General features: G+C 64.9%; 24 protein-coding genes. 11 read left to right on the top strand and 13 right to left on the bottom strand.

Going from position 1 to position 22,100, the window contains the following annotated elements:
- The first annotated feature begins 11 nt into the window (after positions 1 to 11).
- The 3 genes from HAP40_RS08910 (at position 12) to HAP40_RS08900 (ending at position 2,335) form a co-directional block, all read left to right on the top strand.
- Positions 12 to 200, top strand: coding sequence for a hypothetical protein (locus tag HAP40_RS08910; RefSeq protein ID WP_166818159.1), 189 nt, complete (start codon positions 12 to 14; stop codon positions 198 to 200).
- Between the two features lie 261 nt (positions 201 to 461).
- Positions 462 to 1,385, top strand: coding sequence for a LysR family transcriptional regulator (locus tag HAP40_RS08905; protein ID WP_166818160.1), 924 nt, complete (start codon positions 462 to 464; stop codon positions 1,383 to 1,385).
- Entirely contained in the window at positions 1,382 to 2,335 is a 954-nt protein-coding gene (locus HAP40_RS08900) for a LysR substrate-binding domain-containing protein (RefSeq protein ID WP_246741153.1), read from the top strand. Before HAP40_RS08905 ends, HAP40_RS08900 begins: the two co-directional genes overlap by 4 nt.
- A 56-nt stretch (positions 2,336 to 2,391) precedes the next feature.
- Here HAP40_RS08900 and HAP40_RS08895 read toward each other — a convergent pair whose 3' ends face one another.
- From HAP40_RS08895 to HAP40_RS08885, 3 genes are all read right to left on the bottom strand, one after another.
- The gene (locus tag HAP40_RS08895) at positions 2,392 to 3,189 is read right to left on the bottom strand and encodes an adenylate/guanylate cyclase domain-containing protein (RefSeq protein ID WP_166818161.1); all 798 of its coding nucleotides are present in this window, start codon (positions 3,187 to 3,189) and stop codon (positions 2,392 to 2,394) included.
- A gap of 110 nt (positions 3,190 to 3,299) precedes the next feature.
- Positions 3,300 to 3,512 (bottom strand): hypothetical protein, encoded by a 213-nt coding sequence (locus HAP40_RS08890; protein ID WP_166818162.1) that lies wholly within the window; start codon positions 3,510 to 3,512, stop codon positions 3,300 to 3,302.
- Position 3,513: 1 nt separating this feature from the next.
- Entirely contained in the window at positions 3,514 to 3,738 is a 225-nt protein-coding gene (locus HAP40_RS08885) for a hypothetical protein (protein WP_246741154.1), read from the bottom strand.
- A gap of 531 nt (positions 3,739 to 4,269) precedes the next feature.
- Between HAP40_RS08885 and HAP40_RS08880 the strand changes: the two genes are divergently transcribed.
- On the top strand, positions 4,270 to 4,638 hold the full coding sequence (locus HAP40_RS08880; protein ID WP_166818163.1) for a rhodanese-like domain-containing protein: 369 nt from the start codon (positions 4,270 to 4,272) through the stop codon (positions 4,636 to 4,638).
- A 424-nt stretch (positions 4,639 to 5,062) separates the two neighbouring features.
- On the opposite strand, the gene HAP40_RS08875 is transcribed toward HAP40_RS08880, so the two are convergent.
- From HAP40_RS08875 to HAP40_RS08850, 6 genes are all read right to left on the bottom strand, one after another.
- Entirely contained in the window at positions 5,063 to 6,259 is a 1,197-nt protein-coding gene (locus HAP40_RS08875) for an adenylate/guanylate cyclase domain-containing protein (protein ID WP_166818164.1), read from the bottom strand.
- Positions 6,260 to 6,363: 104 nt separating this feature from the next.
- Positions 6,364 to 6,948 carry a HutD family protein gene (locus HAP40_RS08870; protein WP_166818165.1) on the bottom strand — a complete coding sequence of 195 codons (585 nt, stop codon included), beginning with the start codon at positions 6,946 to 6,948 and terminating at the stop codon, positions 6,364 to 6,366.
- Between the two features lie 98 nt (positions 6,949 to 7,046).
- Positions 7,047 to 7,568 (bottom strand): hypothetical protein, encoded by a 522-nt coding sequence (locus tag HAP40_RS08865; RefSeq protein WP_166818166.1) that lies wholly within the window; start codon positions 7,566 to 7,568, stop codon positions 7,047 to 7,049.
- A 178-nt stretch (positions 7,569 to 7,746) separates the two neighbouring features.
- Positions 7,747 to 8,592 (bottom strand): SDR family NAD(P)-dependent oxidoreductase, encoded by an 846-nt coding sequence (locus HAP40_RS08860; protein ID WP_166818167.1) that lies wholly within the window; start codon positions 8,590 to 8,592, stop codon positions 7,747 to 7,749.
- Positions 8,593 to 8,601: 9 nt separating this feature from the next.
- On the bottom strand, positions 8,602 to 9,153 hold the full coding sequence (locus tag HAP40_RS08855) for a carboxymuconolactone decarboxylase family protein (protein ID WP_166818168.1): 552 nt from the start codon (positions 9,151 to 9,153) through the stop codon (positions 8,602 to 8,604).
- Positions 9,131 to 9,832 carry a TetR/AcrR family transcriptional regulator gene (locus HAP40_RS08850; protein WP_166818169.1) on the bottom strand — a complete coding sequence of 234 codons (702 nt, stop codon included), beginning with the start codon at positions 9,830 to 9,832 and terminating at the stop codon, positions 9,131 to 9,133. The genes HAP40_RS08855 and HAP40_RS08850 overlap by 23 nt, the downstream gene beginning before the upstream one ends.
- 167 nt (positions 9,833 to 9,999) lie before the next feature.
- On the opposite strand from HAP40_RS08850, the gene HAP40_RS08845 reads away from it, so the two are divergent.
- The 5 genes from HAP40_RS08845 to HAP40_RS08825 all read left to right on the top strand — a co-directional run bounded on the left by HAP40_RS08845 (position 10,000) and on the right by HAP40_RS08825 (position 14,560).
- Complete coding sequence (locus tag HAP40_RS08845; RefSeq protein WP_166818170.1) at positions 10,000 to 11,211, top strand: ABC transporter substrate-binding protein; 1,212 nt, start codon at positions 10,000 to 10,002, stop codon at positions 11,209 to 11,211.
- Between the two features lie 3 nt (positions 11,212 to 11,214).
- A complete protein-coding gene (locus HAP40_RS08840) occupies positions 11,215 to 12,108 on the top strand; it encodes an MBL fold metallo-hydrolase (RefSeq protein WP_166818171.1) in 894 nt (297 codons plus the stop codon).
- Between the two features lie 12 nt (positions 12,109 to 12,120).
- Positions 12,121 to 13,089: a Bug family tripartite tricarboxylate transporter substrate binding protein gene (locus tag HAP40_RS08835; protein WP_166818172.1), complete on the top strand. Its 969-nt coding sequence runs from the start codon at positions 12,121 to 12,123 to the stop codon at positions 13,087 to 13,089.
- A gap of 24 nt (positions 13,090 to 13,113) precedes the next feature.
- Positions 13,114 to 13,653, top strand: coding sequence for a VOC family protein (locus tag HAP40_RS08830; protein ID WP_166818173.1), 540 nt, complete (start codon positions 13,114 to 13,116; stop codon positions 13,651 to 13,653).
- Between the two features lie 94 nt (positions 13,654 to 13,747).
- On the top strand, positions 13,748 to 14,560 hold the full coding sequence (locus tag HAP40_RS08825) for a class I SAM-dependent methyltransferase (protein WP_166818174.1): 813 nt from the start codon (positions 13,748 to 13,750) through the stop codon (positions 14,558 to 14,560).
- A gap of 28 nt (positions 14,561 to 14,588) precedes the next feature.
- On the opposite strand, the gene HAP40_RS08820 is transcribed toward HAP40_RS08825, so the two are convergent.
- Positions 14,589 to 16,142 (bottom strand): L,D-transpeptidase, encoded by a 1,554-nt coding sequence (locus HAP40_RS08820; protein ID WP_166818175.1) that lies wholly within the window; start codon positions 16,140 to 16,142, stop codon positions 14,589 to 14,591.
- Positions 16,143 to 16,409: 267 nt separating this feature from the next.
- Positions 16,410 to 17,846, bottom strand: a complete 1,437-nt coding sequence (locus HAP40_RS08815) for a lipopolysaccharide biosynthesis protein (RefSeq protein ID WP_166818176.1) — start codon at positions 17,844 to 17,846, stop codon at positions 16,410 to 16,412.
- 257 nt (positions 17,847 to 18,103) lie between these two features.
- On the opposite strand from HAP40_RS08815, the gene HAP40_RS08810 reads away from it, so the two are divergent.
- Together HAP40_RS08810 and HAP40_RS08805 are read left to right on the top strand one after the other, a co-directional pair.
- Positions 18,104 to 19,192 (top strand): glycosyltransferase, encoded by a 1,089-nt coding sequence (locus HAP40_RS08810; protein WP_166818177.1) that lies wholly within the window; start codon positions 18,104 to 18,106, stop codon positions 19,190 to 19,192.
- A complete protein-coding gene (locus HAP40_RS08805; RefSeq protein ID WP_166818178.1) occupies positions 19,189 to 20,256 on the top strand; it encodes an endo-1,4-beta-xylanase in 1,068 nt (355 codons plus the stop codon). Before HAP40_RS08810 ends, HAP40_RS08805 begins: the two co-directional genes overlap by 4 nt.
- 3 nt (positions 20,257 to 20,259) lie before the next feature.
- Here HAP40_RS08805 and HAP40_RS08800 read toward each other — a convergent pair whose 3' ends face one another.
- Both HAP40_RS08800 and HAP40_RS08795 read right to left on the bottom strand, forming a co-directional pair.
- Entirely contained in the window at positions 20,260 to 21,210 is a 951-nt protein-coding gene (locus HAP40_RS08800) for a DUF6492 family protein (protein WP_166818179.1), read from the bottom strand.
- Between the two features lie 94 nt (positions 21,211 to 21,304).
- Positions 21,305 to 22,099, bottom strand: a complete 795-nt coding sequence (locus HAP40_RS08795; protein ID WP_166818180.1) for a protein-L-isoaspartate O-methyltransferase family protein — start codon at positions 22,097 to 22,099, stop codon at positions 21,305 to 21,307.
- Between the last annotated feature and the right edge of the window lies 1 nt (position 22,100).

Raw genomic sequence — 22,100 nt, 5'->3', positions numbered from 1 at the left:
AGACAGACCAAGTGTTGGCGGCTCTGGAAGAAGATGATTTTGCAAAGCGCCGCGGCACGGATCGGGACGACGGGGCAGCCCGGTGGATCGTCGCCAGCGCGGGCGGATCAATGATCCAGACCGCCATCGAAAACAAATATGGCCTCGATATAGAGGTATCGGCGGCTAATATGGCCGATCAGGCCGACAAGCGTTCGTGATGGTCTCGATTGAACCTTTCGGAGCCTCGCTCGACCAAGTCCGCCATGCCGCCATCGCGCAGTTGGCCAAGGCGCTGATCGGCGTTCTGCCGCGGCAAGCCGAAAATTTGCATCCTCCCCGTAACCTCTTGCATTGTCGCGACAACTTTGCAGGTGCCGGCTCGCCCGCTGCGTGCAATATTGCGGATCGGCGGCTCCGCAGTCGGACGGGACGGACGGTTTTCGAGCCAGCTGGGAGAGCGGTCGGGGCGGCACGCGGTCATGCAGTTTCGTCATCTGCGCTATTTCGTGAAGGTGGTCGAAGCCGGCAGCTTTTCGCGCGCCGCCGCAGAAATCCATGTGGCGCAACCTGCGCTCAGTCAGCAGATCGGGGAGCTTGAAGAGCGACTCGGGATTGCCTTGCTGGAGCGAAGTTCGCGCGGCGTACGTCCCACAGCCGCCGGCGAGATCGTGTTTTGCGAGGCCACCGAAATCCTGCGTCAGCTCGAGCAGCTTCCCGGAATTGTGCGGTCGAGCTCCGGTGACGTCGAGGGTATCGTCAACTTCGGAATGACGGTGGCGATCGCGGGCGCCCTTGCCGGTCCGGCCGTGGCCGCATGCAAGAAGGCCCTCCCGAAAGTAACGCTGAAATTCTCGGACGGCGACAGCGACCTGCTTCAAGCCCGAATCGAGGCGCAAACACTCGACTTGGCCGTCGTATTCGAAGATCACTTCGTGCCAAACTTCTCACGCCATCCCCTTTACCGGCAACGTCTCTACCTGGTGACACGTGAGCGTCTGGCAGAGTGCCGAGGCACGATCTCGCTCGAGCAGGTCGCAAAATTGCCGCTCGTGCTGCCGCCACTTCCCAAGCACCGGCGCATCGTCATCGACCGCGCCTTTGCGGAGGCGAAGCTCACGCCAAACATCATCGCCGAGACCGATGCCGCGCTCAGCGAGCTGTCTGCGGTACGCTCGGGGGTCGGAAGCTCCATCTTCAACGCCGGGACGTTCGAGAACGTCTATCCGGGTGCGTTCGCCGAACCGCTGCTCATCGAGCCGCCGATATTCCTGACATGCTCGCTGGTTTCTTCCGGCGATTTCCCGCTGACGCACGCCGGCGAAGCCGTGAAGAACGTCTTGATCCGCTTCATGAAAGACCAGATCGCGGGGAACACGCGGCCCGGCACGGAACTGATCGCATGATGCAGTACCGTCACCTGCATTATTTCGTCAGCGTGGTTGACGCGGGCAGCTTCTCTCGCGCGGCATCCACGATCCACGTCGCGCAGCCGGCGCTAAGCCAGCAGATCGCGCAACTCGAAGAGCAGCTTGGCGTGAGCCTGCTCCTGCGCAGCGCACGCGGCGTTCGCCCGACCGCCGCCGGCGAGGTCCTCTACCGGGAGGCATCCTCCATCCTGAGACGACTGCAGCAGCTCCCCGGCATCGTGCGATCTGGTACCGGGCAGACGAAGGGGATTGTGCGGCTCGGGATGTCGTCGACCTTCCTGACGACGGCGCCAATGGCATTCATGGAGCGATGCAAGACGTCTCTTCCCGATGTCGTCCTCAGGATGGCGGTCTCCGACAGTCCAACGATCAAGCGGCGCGTCACCGAGCATGAGCTCGACCTCGGCCTGGTGCTGGAGGACGAATTCGTCCCGACGGTCGCACGCACACCGCTGTTCAAACAGCGGCTGTTTCTGGTTCGCCATCGCGCGGCATCGAAAGGCAAACCGATACAGCTCGTCGACCTTGCATCGCTGCCGCTTATCCTGCCGCCTTCCCCGAACATCACGCGCACCGCGCTCGATCGAGTTTTTGCGGCAGCGATGCTCTCGCCGAACGTCGTGATGGAGGCCGACGTCGTGGCAAACATCATTGCCGCCGTGCGGGCGGGCGTGGGCGGCTCGGTACTGCCAAAGGGCGATCTTTCCGACATGTCGGGGGACGACCTCGGCGAGCCCGAGGCGATCGAGCCACCTGTCTATCTCACTTGCTCCATGATCTCGTCCGGCAATTTTCCTTTGACCAATGCCGCCGAGGCAGTACGAGATCTGCTTACCGGGTTTGTCGGGACCATCCTGCGTCAGACACAGGCACCCGGGGTCGAATGGATCGCTCCCGCGCAAACCGCCCCAGGCACATCGCGCTGATTTATCCCGATCACTGACCCATTGTTATCGAGACAAGTCCCGAGCTCGAGAACTTCTCACCCCACGACCCTGTACAGCCTCCACCGCTCCGGCACGCCCTTGAGCCGGTGCATGCCGTGATCCTTCAGGCTGATCTGCGTCTGCGTCGTCATCAGTTCCTTCACCGCGCTCGACACCAGCACCTCGCCGGCGCGCGCCTTGGCGGCGAGGCGGGTGCAGATGTGGAAGGCGAGGCCGACCATTTCTCCGCCGCTGATCGTGTATTCGCCGGCATGCAGGCCCACCCTGATCTCCAGGCCCAGCGTGCGCATGGCTTTCTGGATCGCGGTCGCGCAAGCGATCCCGGCGTCAGGCTTCCTGAAGGTCGCCAGCACGCCGTCGCCGGTGGTCACGACCTCCTTGCCGCGGCACGTCTTCAGCTCCTTGCGGACCGCCGCGTAATAATGGCCCATGACCTTGGTCCAGCGCGCATCGCCGAGCTTGGCAGCCTTTGCGGTAGAACCGACGATGTCGACGATCAGGATGGTGGCGAGGGCCTGCTTGAGCTCGGAGCTCCGCATCGCGGGACGGAGTTGCAGGGCGATCGGCCCGGTCAGCGGTTCATAGCGATGGCTGCGGCGCCGCGCGATCGCGGCCTTGGCATAATCCTGCGCACGCTGCGCAGTGCGGCAACGGATCGTCTTCTCCTGCGGCGATCGCGACCAGTACACTTGGCGCCCGGCACCGGTGCCTTGCACCTCCACGGCACCCCATTTCAGGAAAATCGCCGAGCCGACGCGCCGGACACACCACGCCTTCGACGTGTATCCGGAGACGTTGGACTGATGGACTCCGATGCGGAGGAATTTCGGCATGAAAGTGCGGCCAACGACCGTTTGCGTAGCTCTTCGCAAAACGTAGTCGCACAACCCGGCGTTGGCAACAGGGCCGCCCCTATCCCGCCTCCGGGCCAGAGCTCGCGTCGTTACGCGCCCCTGCCGCCGGCCGGCTTGCCGATCGTGCAGCGCCATGCGGCCAGACGTTCGCCCGGATGCTGCGCCATCCATGCGGCGAGTTGCGGCGCGCCCACCAGGCACGACTGCATCGTCACGTCCGCGAGGTCCGAGGTCGTCACGACCTGTTCATGACAGTCCGTCGGAGACGAGAGGCTGCAGAGCACGGCAATGATCCGGATCATCTCACACGAACTCCTTCGACCAGTCGTATTCGGTCCTGGCGGCCGAGCGCGCCACCGATTTGGCGGCATCGTCGCTCACGGCCTTTTCGGCGCGCCGCTGATAATCATCGGCCAGCAGCTTCAGCCGGGTCGCAACCACCTCGTCGGTCATGCTCCGGGCCGCGCGCAGCAGGCTCTGCGCCGTCTCCATATATTGCTTGCCTCGTCCTGACATCTGCAGCGTCATGGGATCCTCACTCGGTTCTCTGGAGGCATGTCGAAGGCGATCGGGAAACGGCCTACCCAGTTGCGGTCGTCCTGGCGGCGCGTCGCAAAACGTTCGACGCACTTCCTCGAACAAAGCGGCTTGCGCCACGCGTAATACCTGACGAGACCGAACCTGCCGTCGCAAACTGCACAGCGCCCGGTTCGGCCATGAAGATCTACGGAGCAGATTGCCATTGACGTCTCCTCTTGGTGTCACGCCCGATGTCGCCGTTCACCTCTTGTGTTGCACCGGGCTTGCCTCGTCTCCCGATGAAGCGGGCGGCATTGGTTTCTGAGCCGCCAACGAAAACAGCTTACGAGCCCTGGGCGGCGATCTCTTTCAACAAGGCGCCCGCATTTGCCCAACCGCACGACGCGTTCGGCCCGCCACATCGAGGGCAAGCCGACAAAACGCCGCGTTTGCGCAGGCACCGCGTCCATCGGCTGGAGGGGGCACAGCCCAAATCGATGTGCTATCCTCATGCACGGGGCGGCAAGGGAGAGAAAAACGATGGCAACGAGCGTCAAGCAAATGCTGGAAGCTGCGAACGCGGCAGTCCCCAAGATCACCTCGGACCAGGCGGCCGAGATGATCAAGAACGGCAATACGCTCGTCGTGGACGTTCGCGATGCGCCGGAAGTCGCAGCCAGCGGCAAGATCGCGGGCGCCGTAAACGTCTCGCGCGGGATGCTCGAGTTTCGCGCCGACCCGGAATCGCCCTATCACGACAAGGCGTTCGACAAGAGCAAGTCCGTCATTCTGTACTGCGCGTCCGGCGGCAGGTCGGCACTGGCCGGCAAGCTCCTGAAGGATATGGGCTACGAGAACGTCTATAATGTCGGCGGCTTCAAGGATTGGTCAGGCCCCGTCGAGAAGTAGCTCGAACCGGCCGCTAAGTGCGATAGCTCGTCTGCGGCCCCTCTTTCAGGCGCGCGCGCAAACTGCGGATGAGATCGCCGACCGGCTGAACGAGCACGCCCACCGGGAGGAACAGGATCGCTGGTCGGCCTGGCGACACCGCCCGCGCCACCAACAGCAAATAGGAACGCCCCGCGTTCCCGCGCATTGCCCCGCGTCGGGGTTCCACAATTCCGGCAAATGGCGGCCTCGGCCCGACTCCCGCCCCCGGACCGCCGGGCCGGGGCTGCCTGATCTCAATGCCCAGGAGCGGACATGAGACGATGCGGCCGGGAGACAACGACCTCTCCAGGCAAACCCAGGGCGGTCAGCAGGCCCAGCCGAACACCACCGGCACGAACCGCAAATAGGCGCAATCTTCTCGCCTTCGGTAGCCGGTCGCCGCTCAGCCCGGATACGCAAACAGCTCGATCGGATCGCTGAAGCCGCGCACCTCGTGCTGGCCGACGTGCTCCAGCGCGAACTCCTTCTCGACTAGCTCCGCGAAATCGCGCGACAGCAGCACCTTCCTGCCGATTGTCTTGGTCAGCGCCTCGAGGCGGGAGGCCATGTTGACGGCGGGGCCGATGACGGTGAAGTCGAGCCGGCTCGACGATCCGATATTGCCGTACATGACGTCGCCGACATGGACGCCGATGCCGTAATTGAGCGGCGCGCGGCCGGTCCCGTTGTTGCGCTCGTTCAGCGCGACCATGGCCTTGCGGGCCTCGGTCACGGCATGAAGGAGATTCGCACAGGCATTGGGCTGGCTCAGCGGAAAGATCGCAAGCAGGCCATCGCCGATGAATTTGAGGATCTCGCCGCCATGCCGCGCGATCGGCTCGGACATCGCATCGAAATAATCGTTGAGCAGATCGATGACGTCGTCGCGTGGCCAGTTGTCGGAGATCTTGGTGAAGTCCCTGAGGTCGCAGATCATGATCGCCGCGCGCACGGTGGTGCCGGTGCCGCGCCGGGTGGCGCCGGCGAGGATCAGCTCGCCGGCATGGGAGCCGACATAAGTCTCGAGCAGCGTCCGCGCCAGGCGGTTCTTGATGCGGATCTCGCTGACCAGCGCCAGCACCGGCAACAGCTTCTTCAGGCCCGCGATGTGGGCGTCCTCGAAACCGCCGGGCCGGTCGGTCGCGAAGGTGACGAGATGGCGCTTGCCGAGCGTGTGGAGCATCGGCCAGGCCACATAGTCGGTGAGGCCCAGCGACCGCATCTCGTCATAGAGGGCATGCTTGCGGCCGAGCGCGGACTCCTGTTCGAGCTTCTCGCGCACCTCGTCGGCGCCGTCATGAATCTCGTTGGCGGCGCTGCCGATATATTCGGAGCGCTCGCGAACTTCATAGTCGGCCAGGGTGATTTCCGCCTCGCGCTTGCCGTCGGACCACATCATGCGGGCTCCCAGCCATTGCGGATGATGGATCATGACGTGAAGCGTCGACCGCTTGAGCGGAATGCCCGCCTGCTGCAGGCGGATGCACATCTGCGCGAAGATGTTGTCGATGAAGCGCTCGTCGCGCGTGCCGTTGGTCAGCCAGTCGATCACGCCGTCGGCAGGCGTGCTGGAGGCGGGATTGTCTGGTCGCGCGTTCATGTCCTGCCTCTCGAGCGGCGGTCTGCATCGGAGCAGATATCGTGCTCCGATGCCGCTGCGTCAACCTGCCCGATTGCCGGGTTTGCGCGCAGCTTGGCGAGGTGCTAGCTGACAATGCGGATCGATGCCAGCACGGCCAAGCCCGCAACGAGCGCAAGCGTGGAAGCCCCGGTCAACTCGACCTTCAGCGTGTCTTCGTGCGAAATCGAAAGATCCTCGCCATCGAGACGGATCTGGCAGTCGCCGTGCGCCGCGTAAACGAGATGTGTTCCGGCGGGCAGCTGCCGCTCGCCGGGCTCGCGGAGCGCAAGCAGCGCGATCTCCGCCGCCCCGCGCCGGGCCATCAGATTCACGACCTCGACCGGACCGGACTCGAGCGCGGTCACGATTTCCGTCTCACCGGTGAACCGCACCGTCGTAAAAGGTTCACGCTCGTCAAAATCCTGCGTGGGCGATTTCAGCACCAGCCCGCGTCCGCCGACGACCATCTGCAGGCGATCGATGCCGGGCATGTACGAGAAGGGCCCGGGCGCGACGATCGGCGTCGAGGCAAAACGCCAGAGCAGGCTGTCCCAATCGTTCACCGGGCTGCCTGCACGATGGGCATCGGCGATGTCGGTGAAGACGCCGCCGCCGTTCTTCCAGGGCGAGCGGGTGTAAGCTTCTGATTTGAGCAGCGTGGTCTTCATGCCTGGGTGCCGTCCGAGAAACGCGTATGGGCCGATGTCATCGACTCATCATGCGCGCCATGGGGCGGCTTTGCCAACCTGTTTGATGGGCGGCCTTCTCACGCCTTGGCGTCGAGGTTCAGCCTGGTGCTCAGCTCGTTGACGAGCGAATCTACGAACCGGTTCTGATAGGCCGAGATGCCGTTGAAATAGACCGGACCCCCCGCCTGCACCAGCAGGCCGCCGCCGGAGACCGCAGCATCCCTGGCACCGCCCCCGGATTGGGTATCGAGCTTACCTATGGCGTCGTTGAGCTGTGCGGCGGTCTTGTCGTCCATTTCGCCATTGGCCTGAAGCGTGGCGAGCAGGGCCTGATAGGCACTGCCGAGATCGGCGCCTGTCGCCGTCTCGGCGGTGGCGGAGAACGAGCCGTTGGTCTTGCCGCTGTAGCTCTTGTAGGTGAGCGTCTCCGTGGTGGTGCCGTCGGCGTTGGCGCGGTTGTCCAGCATCAGCTCGAACGCGCTGCCATAGGCGCCGGTCGTCAGCATGTTCGGATCGTTCGGATTCTTGTTCTTGCTCGCGCCCGTTTTATCGGAGCCTGCGGTCCAGTTCGGCGGGACGGTGTAGCTGACGCTGGTCACGTCTGGATTCCTGTGGTCGTTGCATGGAATTACTTGGCAATTTCTGTGCCAGCGAGGCGCGATTGATTTCTATCGCGTTTCCTCGTCGAAGCGACGCAGATCCCGCGCAACGCTGCAAATATTGCCCGGCAGTTTGATCCCATTGCGCGATTGCGCGAGGCTTGCGCATTCGATACGGCTACATCCCGCTCAGGCCGCTGTCCACGGCAAGCGTCTGCGCGGTGACATAGACGCTTTCGTTCGACAGGAAGAACAGCACGGCGTAGGCGATCTCCCAGGCGGTGGCCTGACGACCAAAGGGAATGTGGCCCTTGCCGCGGTTAGGGCGGCCGGCGCCGGCTTCGCGGCCGTTGGGGGTGTCGACAAGGCCGGGATAGACGAGATTGGCGCGGATGCCGCGGCGCGCGCCGAGATGGGCGATGTTGCGCATCAGGCCGCCGAGCGCAGCCTTCGAGGAATCATACACCGCCATCTGCGAGCCCGCCTTCAGCGCAGCGATGGAGGAGATGAAGACGATGGTGCCGCCATCGTCGAATCTCGGCAGTGCGGCGCGGCAGCACAGCATGGGGCCGCGGACGTTGACGTCGTAGATCCTGTTCCACTCTTCCGGGCTGACGTGATCGAGCCCGACCTTGCCGAAGGTGCCGATGTTCAGCACCATCCCGTCGAGGCCGCCCATGGCGCGGCAGGCCTCGTCGATCATGCGCTGGACGTCGGATTCAGAGGTGACGTCGGCTGCGATCGCAAAGGCTTCTCCGCCGTCGCCGGTGATGCGCTTAACCGTCTCTTCGGCAGAGCCGCGGTTGAGATCGGCCACCGCGACCTTCGCGCCTTCGCGGGCGCAGAGCATGCTCATGGCGCGGCCGTTGCCGATCGGATCGGTGGCGGCGTCGAACACGCGCTGGCCGCCGCCGACGATGAGGATGCGGCGGCCCTTCAACCGCCCCCTGCCCGGCGCTTCGCCTGATGACTCCGCGCTCGGCGGGCGGACATAGCGCTCCGGCTTGCTCTCGGTTTCCATCATCTCAGCCGCCTACTTCCTGCCGCCGTCATAGACCTTCATGCCGGCGGCGGGATCGAGATCGGTCTCGGTCGCCTCGGTGAGGCGCACCATCATCATGTAGAAGCCGAGCGCGACGATGGATTCGACGATCTCCTGGTCGCTGAAATGCTTTCGCGCAGCAGCGAAGGTCGCCTCGGGCACGCGGACGTTCTCGACGACCTCCCGGCCGAACTTGAGCAGGGCGCGCTCGGCCTCGCTCAGCGCGGCGGCATCATAATCGCTGCGCTCGACGGCATCGATCTGTCCCTGGGTGCAGCCGACGCCGAGCGCGATCGGCACGTGCTGGCGCCATTCATAGGCGCCGCCCTCGAGCTGCGCGGCCTGGAGGATCAGGAGCTCGCGGTTGACCGCGCTGAGCTTCTGCTTGTGCAGGATGGAATTGCCGAGCCGCATCGCCGGGATCATGTTGGCCTCGGCGTGCGCCATCATGCGGAAGATGTTGAGCTTGACCGGCATGCGGTCGAACGAGGCGCGGATGTCGCCGCTCGTCGTCTCCGGATCAATCAGGGGCAGCCTTGCCACGGTTCTCTCCCTTTGCTTTTCGTTTCTTGTTGTCGGTAGTCCCGCCATCCGCTGCAATCAGCGACAGGAAGAAGGCGAGATAGCGGTCGATCGCGTCGATCACCTTCGGCCGCGGCGAGGGTGCGGCGCCCATCACGTAATGCTCGAGACGGATGTAGATGAGTCCGGCGGCGAACAGCCGCGCGGTCTCGCGCGGATCCGGCGTCGAGATCAGGCCTGCGAGCGCGAAGCCGCGAAAATAGTCCGTCATCATGCTCTGCTCGCGCGCGTAGAAATGATCGGCGAACTTGGCGCGGATGCCGGGCACGCGGTTGCGCTCGGCGGTGATGACCTTCTGGAACTGGTGCTCGCGCGGATCGGACCATTGCTCGACGAGGTCCAGCGCAAACTGCCGGCAGAACGCGGCCGGCTGGCGCGCGAGCTGCCTGTAGCGCGGCTCCTCCAGCCGGCTCGCCGAACTGGCCGGACCGTGCTCGGCAACGATCGCTTCGAGGATCGCGGCCTTGCCGGGGAAATGATTGTAGAGGCTGCTCTCGCGGATGCCGACGCGGCGCGCGAGCTCGCGCATCGAGGCGCCACCGTAGCCGCTCTGCGCGAACAGATCGAGCGCTTCGGTGAGAATGCGGTCGCGGGTCGTGGGTGCAGCCGCTTCCGCTGCGCTGGAGGTGTGGACAGCCATGCAGCTTGACTAACGAACGATCGTTCGTTAGTCAACCGTACGAACGATCGTTCGTTTGCCATCCTGGCAGCGACGGTCGCGGCCCGCAAGTTCCGCTTCGGGGCACTGTTCTCGCGTTTCAACTCCGCTCCATCGAGAAGCGGAGAGCAATTTCAGGGAGAATTTTCATGGCGCGCTTTGCCCGCCTTCGCCTGGCTGCGGCCTGCATCCTCCTGCCGCTGCTCGCAGCCGGCCCCGCCTCCGCCCAGAGCTGGAAGTACGATCCCGGCGCCGACGACAAGACCATCAAGATCGGCACCACCGCGCCGCTGAGCGGGCCGGTGTCGGCCTTCGCGCAGATCGCGAAATCGGCAGAGGCCTACTTCCGGAAGGTGAACGACGAGGGCGGCGTCAACGGGCGGCGCATCCAGATGATCATCGCCGACGATGCCTACAGCCCGCCGAAGACGGTGGAGCAGACGCGCCGCCTGGTCGAGAGCGAAGAGGTGCTGCTGATCTTCGGCGGCGTCGGCACGCCGACCAACAGCGCCGTGCATAAATATCTCAACGACCGCAAGGTGCCGCAGCTTTTCCTCGGCTCGGGCGCGGCGAAGTGGGACGATCCCAGGAACTTTCCGTGGACCGTCGGCTGGCAGCCGACCTACCGCGACGAGGCCATCGCCTACGCCAGATACATCAAGGCGAGCCACGCCCATGCGAAGGTCGGCGTGCTCTACCAGAACGACGATCTCGGCAAGGACTATTTGAAGGCACTGGAGGAAGGGCTCGGCGGCGGCGAGGCGATCGTGGCGCGCGCGGCCTATGAGACCTCGGCGCCGACCGTCGACACCCAGATCCTGCAACTGAAGACCGCCGGCGCCGACGTCGTGCTGGTGGCGGCAACGCCGAAGTTCGCCGCGCAGGCGATCCGCAAGATCGGAGAGATTGGATGGAAGCCTGTGACTATCATCTCAAACGTCTCCGCCTCGATCAGCGGCGTGCTGGAGCCGGCCGGCAAGGACAATTCCACCGGCGTGATCTCCAGCCAGTATCTGAAGGATTCGACCGACCCGGCGATCAAGGACGATGCCGGCTACAAGGAGTGGGTCGCCTTCATGGACAAGTACCTGCCAGACGCCAACAAAAGCGACTGGCTCAACGTCTATGGCTACACCATCGCGCAGACGCTGGTGACGGTGCTGAAGGCCTCGGGCAACGACCTCACCCGCGCCAACGTCCTCAAGCAGGCCACGACCATGAAGGACGTGCGGCCGCCGATGCTGATCAACGGCACTGCGGTCAACAACTCGCCCGAGCGCTACACGCCGATGACGAGCCTCCAGCTCATCCGCTTCGACGGCACGCGCTGGGTGCCGTTCGGCGACCTCCTGAAGAACTGACCGATGCGGGGGTTGCGGATCGGCAGCATGCGGGTCGATCTCGTCAGCGAGATTCCCGCGCTCGCCTTCGACAAGAGCTGGCTGTTCGCCAACGTCACCGACGAGGTGATCGCGGAGAACCGGAGCTGGCTCGATCACCGCTATATCGAGCCGGAGAGCGGCCGCTTCATCCTCAGCCATCATTCCTACCTGGTGCGCACGCCGCGCTGGACGGCGATCGTCGACACCTGCTGCGGCAATCACAAGAAGCGGCCGCGCGTGCCGGCGTGGAACGACCTCGACCAGCCCTATCTCGAGAACATGCGGGCGCTCGGCGTTGCCCCTGAGGACGTCGACTTCGTGATGTGCACGCATCTGCATGTCGATCACGTCGGCTGGAACACGCGGCTCATCGACGGCCGCTGGGTGCCGACCTTCCCCAACGCGCGCTATCTGATGGGCCGGGCCGAATATCGGCATTTCGAGGCGGCGCACAATGCGGCGCCAAAGAGCCCGGTGAACCACGGCTCGTTCGAGGATTCCGTGCTGCCGGTGGTTGCCGCCGGCCTTGCCGAGCTGGTCGAGATCGATCATCGCCTGTTCGACGATCGCGACGCGGCCCTGCGCTTCGCGTCGGCGCCGGGCCACACCGCCGGCAACATGCAGATCCACCTCAACGGCGGCCACGATCACGCGGTGATGTCGGGCGACGTCATCCATCATCCGATCCAGTGCGCCGCGCCCTGGCTGTCGAATGCCGCCGATGTCGATCCGGCCGCGGCGCTCGCAACCCGGCTGGCGCTACTGGAAGAGCTTGCGGACACGCCGAGCTATCTGCTCACCGGCCATTTTCCGGCACCGACCGCCGGACGCGTGATCCGTCACGGCGAGGCCTATCGTTTTCGTTTCGAGGATTAGGGGGAAACTGTCATGAAGCTCAGCACCGTCACGCTCTCACTGCTCGCGTTGCTGTCGGCAGCTTTGCCGGCCCGCGCCGAGGATCCGGCCGCCTACCCCACGCGCAAGATCAAGATGCTGCTGCCTTATGCGGCCGGCGGCGGCGGCGACGTGGTCGGCCGGCTGCTCGCCGACAAGATGGGCAAGACGCTCGGACAGACCATCTATATCGAGAACCATACGGGCGCTGCCGGCACGCTCGGCACCCAGATGGTCGCGACGTCGCCGAATGACGGCTACACCATCACCGTCGGCGGCATGACCACCCATGTGCTGGCCCCCGCGATCTATCCGAAACTGCCCTACGATTCGATCAAGGATTTCACGACGATCGGGCGCGTCGGGACGTCCTCGATCATGCTGGTGGCCTCCAAAACCTTTCCCGCCAGCGACATCAAGGGCCTGGTCGCGCTCGCCAAGAAAGGCGAGCCGGTGCAGTACGGCAGCTGGGGCGTCGGCTCGACCGGACAGTTCTGTGCCGAAATCCTGATGCAGCAGACCGGCATCAAGATGGATCACGTGCCGTTCAACGGCATCGCAAAATTGGCCGGCGACCTGCTCGGCGGCCACATCTCGCTGGCGACGCTCGACATGGCGACGGCGACGCCGCTGGTGAAGGACGGCTCGATCAAGGCGCTGGCCGCCTGCGGCGAGCGATCGCCGAGCCTGCGCGATATCGCCAGCTACAAGGAGCAGGGCGTGGCGTTCGACCGCAGCCTGTCCTGGGCGATGTATGCGCCCGCGGGCCTCGCACCGCCGATCGCGCAGAAATTGTCGGCGGCGCTGAAGGACGCGCTCGGCGATGCCGAGGTGAAGCAGAAGCTGTTGGGGCTCGGCATCACCGCGCAATTCGTGCCCGGCGACGAGCAGCGTGACATCAACGCCCGCGACATCGCAGCCTGGAAGCAGGTTGCCAAGGACGCTGGCATCGAGGTCAAGTGAGCAGACAAAAACAGGAGTGCAGGCATGAGCCGCATCTTCGGCGCGGTGCGCCAGAACGGATATGTGGTGCGGGACATCCACGCCGCGATGAAGCACTGGATCGAAATCATGGGCGTCGGCCCCTGGTACTACATGGATCGGGTCAGGACCGACTGGTTCCGGCATCGCGGCCAGGATTCGGCCGTCGAGATGAGCATTGCGCTCGCCAATTCCGGCGACCTCCAGATCGAGCTGATCCAGCAGCGCAACGATGCGCCCTCGCTGTACAAGGAGTTCCTCGACGCCGGGCACGAAGGCCTGCAGCACATGTCCTACTGGAGCCATGACTACCAGGCGCTCTACGACAAGGCGCTCGGGCTCGGCTACAGGATCGGCCATGAGGGCCAGATCGGCGGCGACAAGGGGCGCTTTGCCTATTTCGACACCCAGGCCCATCCGGGCACGGTGATCGAGATCTCCGACATCAGCGGCACCAAGGGACCGTTTTTCGAGAAGGTCCGGCAGGCCGCGCTGAACTGGGACGGTACACGGCCGATCCGCGAGGTTGGCGGCGGGACATCGTAAGGCTCGATCACGGACTTTGCCGGTTTGCCCGCACGATGAGGCGGCGATCCGTGCTAAGGTTGGGCCTCACGTCCGAACCTTCAGCGAGGCAGGCATGTCCGACACTGACAAGGTTTTCGCCGGCTCGATCCCGAAGCTCTACGACGAGCATCTCGTCCCGATGATCTTCGCCTTCTATGCCGACGACATCGCAAGACGTGTCGCCGCGCTCTCTCCCTCCGTGCTGCTCGAGATCGCGGCCGGCACCGGCGCCGTGACACGCGCCGTGGCGGCGGCGCTGCCGCGCGGGGTCCGCTACGTTGCGACCGACCTCAACGAGCCGATGCTGGCAGTCGCAGCAAAGCGTCAGGCGGGCGACGATCGCATTTCCTGGCGCCAGGCGGATGCGTTGGCGCTGCCGTTCGGCGAGGCCGAGTTCGACGTGGTCTGCTGTCAGTTCGGCGCCATGTTCTTTCCGGACCGCGTCAAGGGCTTTTCGGAGGCAAAGCGCGTCTTGAAGGGCGGCGGCACGTTCCTCTTCAACGTCTGGGACCGCATCGAGGAGAACGTGTTCGCCGACGTCGTCACGACGGCCCTCGGCGAGCTGTTTCCCGCTGATCCACCCCGCTTCATGGCGCGGACACCGCACGGCTATTTCGACCAGGCGATCATACGGGCCGATCTCGAACGCGCAGGCTTTGGCAATATCTCGATCGAGACGCGAGCCGCCATCAGCCGTGCACCGACGCCCGACCTCGTGGCGTTCGCCTATTGCCAGGGCACGCCGCTGCGCGCCGAGATCGAGGCGAGAACGGGCGGCGATCTTCAGGCCGCAACCGACGCGGTCACCGAGGCGATCCGCGCGCGCCACGGGTCCGGACCGCTCGAAGCCAAGATTCAGGCCCTGGTGATCACCGCGCGGCCGTAAGCCTGGGCCGCAGGCCAGCTCAGCCTCGTTACCAGAAGCCCCGCTGCATCGGCTGCGTCGATTGGTAATACTGGTATTGGCCACGCCGGCGCGGATTGGCCGGCTGCACATAGGGATCGCGCGGGTAGAAGAAGCCGAAGCCGTTGCCGCCATTGTCCCAGCCGTCGTCGCTCGCGACCATGGCAGGCGCGGTGGGCTTGCGCGTGATGAAGCCGCCTTGCGGCTGGTTGCTCAACACCGCGACGAATTCGGTGCGGTAGTTGGTCTCGCTGCTCAAGGGCTCGTCCGAGATGACGATGGACGAGCGCGGCAATGCGGTCGGCCCGATGCGGTCCCACACTTCCTGCGGAATGGTGATCCGGTCGAGCGCATGCCTGGCCTGGTCGCCGTTTTCGATCGTGACCACGCTCCAGCGCAGGCCCGTATTGGTGTTCGCCATCGCCGTGAAGATGTGCGTGCCGAGCGGCAGGTCGGGATTGCGGATCGTGACGGGGACCTCGATGCTGGTGTCGAACACCTCGCCGCCGCCGTCGGGGGCCGGCTTGTGGGTGTTTCGCCGCACATAGAGCTTCTGCGTGGAGCGGCTGATATAGACCGAGACCGGCTCGAGCGCGAGCTTTGCGTCGGTCGCCGCCTTCACCGCGTCGGCCTTCCTGGTCGCCGCAGCTTTGGCCGCCTCCTTCGTGGCGGCGACGGCGTCGCGCTTCGGCTGCGCGGTGGCCTTGGCGGCGTCGAGTTGCGTCGCGGCGTCCGCGGCCTTGGTGACGGCCTTCTGCTTGAGCTCCTCGGCCTTGGCGCGGGCCTGATCGGTCTTCGCATTCGCGATCGTCTTGTCGGCGAAGGCGAGCTCGGCGTCCGCGCGGGACTTCTGCTGCTCCAGCTTGCGCAGCGTCGCCGGGAGCGATGTGGCCTCCTTCGCGGCTGCCGATGCGGCCTTCTTGGTTTCGTCGGCCGCTCGTGTGGCCTCCTCGGCCTCGGTGGAGAGCTTGCCGACGCGGCTCGGGGCCACCGCAATGGCTTCCTGCTTGGGCACGAACAGCAAGGGGTGGGAGATTTCGGTCGGGACCGCATCCTCGGGCGAGATGATCACCCGCATCCCGATATAGGTCTTGTCGAAGACGTTCTCGGCGAAGCCGAACGGCATCCGAACGCAGCCATGCGAGGCGGCATAGCCCGGCAGCGGCCCACCATGCAGCGCAATGCCGTTCCAGGTGATACGCTGCATATGCGGCATCCAGGCATCGTCATACATGGTCGAGCGATGCTCCCTTTCCTTCTCGACGATGGCAAAGACGCCGGCCGGCGTCTCGCGTCCCGTGGTGCCGGTCGACACCGGCGCGCGCACGATCCATCCGTCGGCGTCGTAGAACGTGACCTGCTGGCTCTTGATCGACACGATCGCCATGATGGGATCGCCGGCCACACGCTGGGCCACCGCCTCGGCCGCCTGACGGGCCTGCTTGGCCGCAGTCGCCGGCACCACCGGTGCCAACAGGGCGAGAGTTGCAAGCGCAATGATCCCGGCAGCCCCCCGACGCCGCATCGCCCTGGTGGATCGCGTCGTCGTCGATCGGTTTTTCATGCCATCCTCGGTCGAACTGCCGGCCCGCTGGTGTCGCTCAAACATCAATTTGCGATCTCTGGATTAAGAAGCCGCAGCCGCCTTACGTTCCGTCTGTGGCGAGATTCGGCACGTTCCGGCGACAAATCCTGTCATATACGACCGCATGCACAGGCGGAAGGCGGCCTCCGACCGGGCTCGCCCAAAGCCGGCCTCGACCGCTGCGGCAGAATGTCCGGTTAATTAGCCGCAGGTGCGCCCGGCGGCAGGCCACGGCCACCGGCGTGACTAGACGCCCAGCGCCCTGCGGTTGAGCGTACGCAGCAAACGCAGCGACAAGGTTCGCACATTCGCGACATTCAGCAGCCAGGCCGCGGCGGCGTAAGCGAGGCCGCCGGCGAGGCTGACGATGATGAGCGACACCGGACCTGTACCGCCCGCTTGCGATCGCGCCACCAGGATCGCGGCCGCCATCGCTGCGGCGGAGACGGCAACACCGGCCAGGCGGTGGAGGTCGAACGGCACCGGGTGGGCGCGGTGCATCAGGACGACGGCAACCAGGAAGCCGATCGCCTCGGTCGCGAAGGTCGCCAGCGCCGCACCGTAGAGGCCATAGCCCGCGACCAGCGCGACCATCAGGACGACGCTGACCACCAGCGTGAGGAAGGACTGCGCCGCCAGCATGAAGGGCTTTTCGGCGAGCTGGAAGCTGATCTGGACATAGAACTGATTGGCGATGCCGAAGAAGCGCGCGAGCACCAAAGTCGGCAGCAGCGCGGACACGCCGGCGCGGAAATCGACGCCGACGAGCGTGCCGGCGACCTGGTCCGCGGCGAGCGCAAGCCAGACCGCAACGGGCGCGACGACGATGAGCAACAGCTCGAGGCTTTCGGTGAGCCGCTCCCGCGTCACCGCATCGTTCTTCTCGGACAGGGAGCGGAACACCAGCGGCACGGTGGCGGCGGCGACGCTGGATGCGATCATGACCATGAACTGGCGCGGCAGATCGGCGGCGACGCCGAAGATGCCGGCGGCGTCCTTGCCGAGCAGATAAGCGACAATGAGGCGGTCGCAGGCCGAGTAGACCGCAACGGAGAGCCCGGCCAGTGTCAAGGGAAGGCCATAGCGCGCGAGTTGCATGAACTGGTCGCGTTGGAAGCGTGCGATCCTGGTGCGGTCGCCGACCAGATTCAGGATGATGCCGGTGAGCGAACCGAGGCCGAACGCGGCGAGCAGGCCGATGCCGCCCCAGCCGAGCCAGATGCCGAGCAGGCCGAAACCGACGCTCGCCACGCTGCGCACGATCGAGATCGCGGCGAACCGATAGGGCCGCAATTTGGCGCGCTCGAACTCCTGGCCGACATCGACCGCATTGGCCATGATCGCGACGAACATGCTGGCGAGCAGCAGCTCGACGCTGACGTCGCTGCGGAACAGGAACACCAGCGGTGTCAGCGCGCAGAGAATTGCCGCGGTCAGGCCGAAGGCGACCATCGCCGTACCGCGAAAGTCGACGTCCGCAGACATCGCCTGATAGCGGGACACCGACAGTTTGATCCAGGCGAAGAAGATCGCGCCCAGGATTCCGGCAAGGCTGATGCCGACGACATAGACGCCATATTCCGCCGGCGACAGCAGCCGTGTGTAGGCCGTGACCGCAAAGAATCCCACCGCCGCAGGCAGGATGTAGGCGACCAGATAGATCGAGAAATGGCGGTTCAGCATGCGAACACGGGACCGTGGGCGGCGATCAGGATTAACGGAACGTTAAGACGGCTGGGCGTGACAATCGGACCAACGCCGCTGGCACTAAGAGGATAGCCGCATAAGCCTGCAAATCGGACCGCGAATGGAACGACCGCGCGGTTATCGCGCGTTAGCGTTAAATTTGCCCTGTCCTTGTAGGGTCCGCCGGGATCACAGAAAAGAAGCAATGATAGCGAAACGTCGCCCGACTCCTTTGATGCGCTGATGTGACCGACATGGACGTTGCCGAACGAACACGGGCGAAACCGGCCTGCCTGCCGCATCGCGGTGCCGACGCGCCCATGCTTCCGGCGAATGCCGGCCGCACGGGCCGCGACAGGATGGTGCTCAACCTCTTCTTCGAGGAACGGGACGACCGCTGGTTTCCCGGCGACCGTCACCTCCGGCCGCTGCTGCGGCGTCTGCTGCTGGGCAAGTCCTTCATCAGCGGACAGCGGCGCGTCCTGCTCAATCTGTGCGCAGGCCTCGATCGGCTCGGCATCAGTTATCGCGTCAATGACTATCGCTATATCCGGAAGCACCCCGAGGAACTGGCCTGCATCATCGGACGGCCCTTCGTGCTCGATTGGTTCAAATGGAAGAACCCGATCCTGCTCGGCGTCGCCATGTATGACCATCCGATCGACGCACCGGCAAATCTGAAGGACCTCGACGTGAGGCGCGTGCTGGTGCCGTGCGCCTGGTATGCCGACATGTTCCGTCCTCACTGGCCGCATGTCGGTGCCTGGCCCGTCGGCATCGAGACCGATCTGTGGACACCTGCGCCGGCGGATCAGAAAAGCGTCGACGTGCTGCTCTACGACAAGGTCCGCTGGGACTACGAGCGGTACGAGCCGGAGCTGATCGAGCCGATCCGAAAGTCTCTCGAAGCCAGCGGCCGCAGCGTCGAAGTGATCCGCTACGGTCACTACAAGGAAGACGATTACAAGGCCGCGCTCGCGCGTTGCCGCAGCATGGTCTTCCTCTGCGAACACGAAAGCCAGGGTATCGCCTGCCAGCAGGCGCTGTCGAGCGGCGTGCCCGTGTTCGCCTGGGACCGCGGCGGGCCGTGGCAGGACCCGAAATATTTCCCGGACAAGGTGAGATACGAGGGCAACGTGTCTTCGGTGCCGTATTTCGACGCGCGCTGCGGCATGACCTTCACCGATGCCGACGGCTTCACCTCCGGCTGGGACCGTTTCTGGGCGCAGGCCAGCGCCGGCGACTTCGCGCCGCGCGACTATGTGTTGGACAATCTGACGCTCGAGAAGGGCGCGCTTCACTACTACGAGATCGCGGAAGCCGCGATGCAGCGTCACGCGTGACCAGGCTCGACCGACGCGAATTCCTGCTCGGCAGCGCCGCAACGCTCGCGGCGGGTGCATCGACGTCAGCCGCACCGGCCTCGAAGTTCTCCCAGCGCCGCCCGGGCTATGGAGCAGCCGCGACGCTCTGGGATCTGCAAGCCGATCCGCGGCTCGGTGAGGCCATCAGCACCTATTGCACCCAGGTGGTGCCGGTGCTGGAACTGAAATGGCCGATGCTGCGGCCGGACGCGCACACTTTCGCTTTCGAGCGCGCCGATGCCATCCTGGATTTTGCGCGGGCGAACGACCTGTCCATGCGCGGCCATGCGCTCGCCTGGTATCACGACATCCCGGACTGGACCAAGCAGATCAAGGACACCAAAGGCGTCGAGCGCGCGTATCGCGACCACATCGGCACCGTCGTCTCCTACTACAGGGACAAGCTGACGTCGTGGGACGTCGTCAACGAACCGATTCCGGACAATCCAAGGAAGGTCACCGACCGGCGCGACACGTTCTGGACGCAGCATCTCGGCAATAGCTGGATTCCGCTGGCTTTCCGCACCGCCGCCGCAGCCGACCCCTTCGTCAAGCTCGCGATCAACGAGTACGACATCGAATCGGCGAAGGACTCCTTCATTGCCAAGCGCGCGGCGTACCGCCACCTGATCATGGACCTGCTCGACCAGGGCGTTCCGCTCCACGCCGTGGGCCTGCAATCGCATCTGCATGCCGAGCTCGAGATCGACACGCACGGGCTCGCCGAATTCGTCACCGAGCTGCGGTCCTGGGGCCTCGAGGTGCTCGTCACCGAGCTCGACGTCGACGATCAGAAGCTAGCGGGAAGCCCGGCCGAGCGCGACGCCATCGTCGCCAAGCGCGTCGACGATCTGCTGACGGCGGTTTCGACCAGCGGACCGGTGCGCTCGATTCTGACCTGGGGCATCTCGGATCGCTACAGCTGGATCAACGGCACCTTCGCCCGCAAGGACAAGCAGCCGAACCGTCCGCTGCCGCTCGACGGCGAATTCAAGCCGAAGCCGTTCATGGACGTGATCAGCAAGTTCACGAAGGACGCGTAATCCTTAGCGCGTCTTCGGCGTCTCGAATTCGGACGCATCGCCCATGTGGTCGGGCGACAGGCTGGGTGCGCGCCGGTCGCGCGAGGAGAGGCGGAACACATCGCGGATGTCGTCGATCGAGGTCGACGAATAGGACTGGATGCAGAGCGCGACCTGTTCGGGCGAGGCGGCACGCATCATCGCTTCGATGGCCGGACGGTCGAGGGGCGTGTCGTCCCAGTGCGAGACTGCGATGCTGTCTTCCGTGACCTGATGGGTTGCCAGATGCTTCGGCGAATGGGCGACGAAGTTGCCGTAGAGCAGATATTCGGAGAACTTCTTCTTCCGGCACAGTGCCAGAGCCCAGCTCAGGCCCGTCGCCGACTTGATGGCGTCGGTCATCGCATGCGCCGTGTCCTTGTCCCAGACCAGCGCGTTGCCGACATAATCATCTGCCGGGAACCGACGCTGCCCGATGCCCAGAAGCTGATCGACGGTGCGGAGCCACACGCCGTGCACCGGATGGTCGGCGCCGATCGCCTCGCGCGTGACGAAGAGCGGCGTCTTCTCGCCGCCGGCGTATTCGCTGACGTCGAATTCGCGGAAGAACAGATTGTCCGAATCCAGGATGCAGACACGCTGCTCCGGCACATTGAGGACGCCGGCGATCTTCAGCATCTGCTGGATGTGCCAGCCGTGCACCGGTGACGACAGCAGCGACAGCCAGACGCGGCGCTTGCTGACGAACTGGAGGGCCGGCGGCAGCGCGAACAGCCATTTCGGCAGGTAACGCGACGCCGGGACGATGACGCGCTTGTCGGAGGCAAACCGCTCGAACAGCGGCACGTCCTCATCGTTAACGAGAACATAATGCCGCGTATATCCCGAGAGCCAGGTGTCGATGCTCTCGCTGAGCAGCGAAAAGCGCTCGATATCCTTGGCGTAGCTGGCGGTCAGCAGGGCAACGGAATGCATGGGCGCGCTCGGATGGCAGTCAGGCCGCAGTCATAGCCGCCTGACGGCGCGTTGGATACGTCCATTCGCAATCAAGGTAAAATGCAACGAACCATTAGCCATCCGCCGGCAAACCCTGCTCGAGCGCGCGAAAGCGCAGCGGCGCCAAAGCGGATGCGCGCTGCCACCAGTCGGCGACACGGTCGTCGAGCGCGGTCACACCGCGGCCCCGGCCCGGGAAGATCCGGATCTGCTGCACCGCTTCCGCTTCGAAGCCCCTGCCCCGGCGCGTGATCTTGATCACCGCGCCCTCGCGGTCCCGCTGGGTTATCGGCACCAGGAGGCGGCCGCGCGGGCGAAGCGCCTGAAGCCAGAGCGGGTGAGGACAGGAGAAGCCGGCGTGGATGATGATCACGTCAGCGCGCTCGCGGATCTCCTCACATCCATCGCCATGAAACACGATGACGTTGCGATAAGGGCGAAGATAGTTCGCGGCGCGGAACGCCAGACGCTCGTCGCAATCGACCGCCATCACCCGTCCTTTCGGCCCAACCATCTTCGACAGGATCGCGGAGAAATAGCCGAGCCCGCAGCCGATCTGGACCACACGATCCTTCTCCTTGATGTCGAGCACATCGATGAAGTGCGCCCACAGGCTCGGCAGACCGGTGTCGAGCCTGCGGCGCGCGTCGATCGCGACCAGCACATTGTCGTAGAGATGCACGGGATCGGCATCGGGCGTTCCCCGATAGCTGCGCGCCGCCTCGCTCTTGATGCGCCACGGTCCCCTCGGCAGAAAATTTTCGCGCGGCACGGCGGCGAGCGCGTCGAGCAGGCGCTTGGAGGCAATCCGCTCCCGCTTCGCGATCCTCTCGACATAACGCGCACGCGCGGCGGCAAGTTCGCTCATG

The organism is Bradyrhizobium sp. 1(2017), assembly GCF_011602485.2.
GTDB lineage: Bacteria > Pseudomonadota > Alphaproteobacteria > Rhizobiales > Xanthobacteraceae > Bradyrhizobium.
Note: the sequence above shows the minus strand (reverse complement) of the source record. Positions and strands in the feature narration are given on the sequence as shown.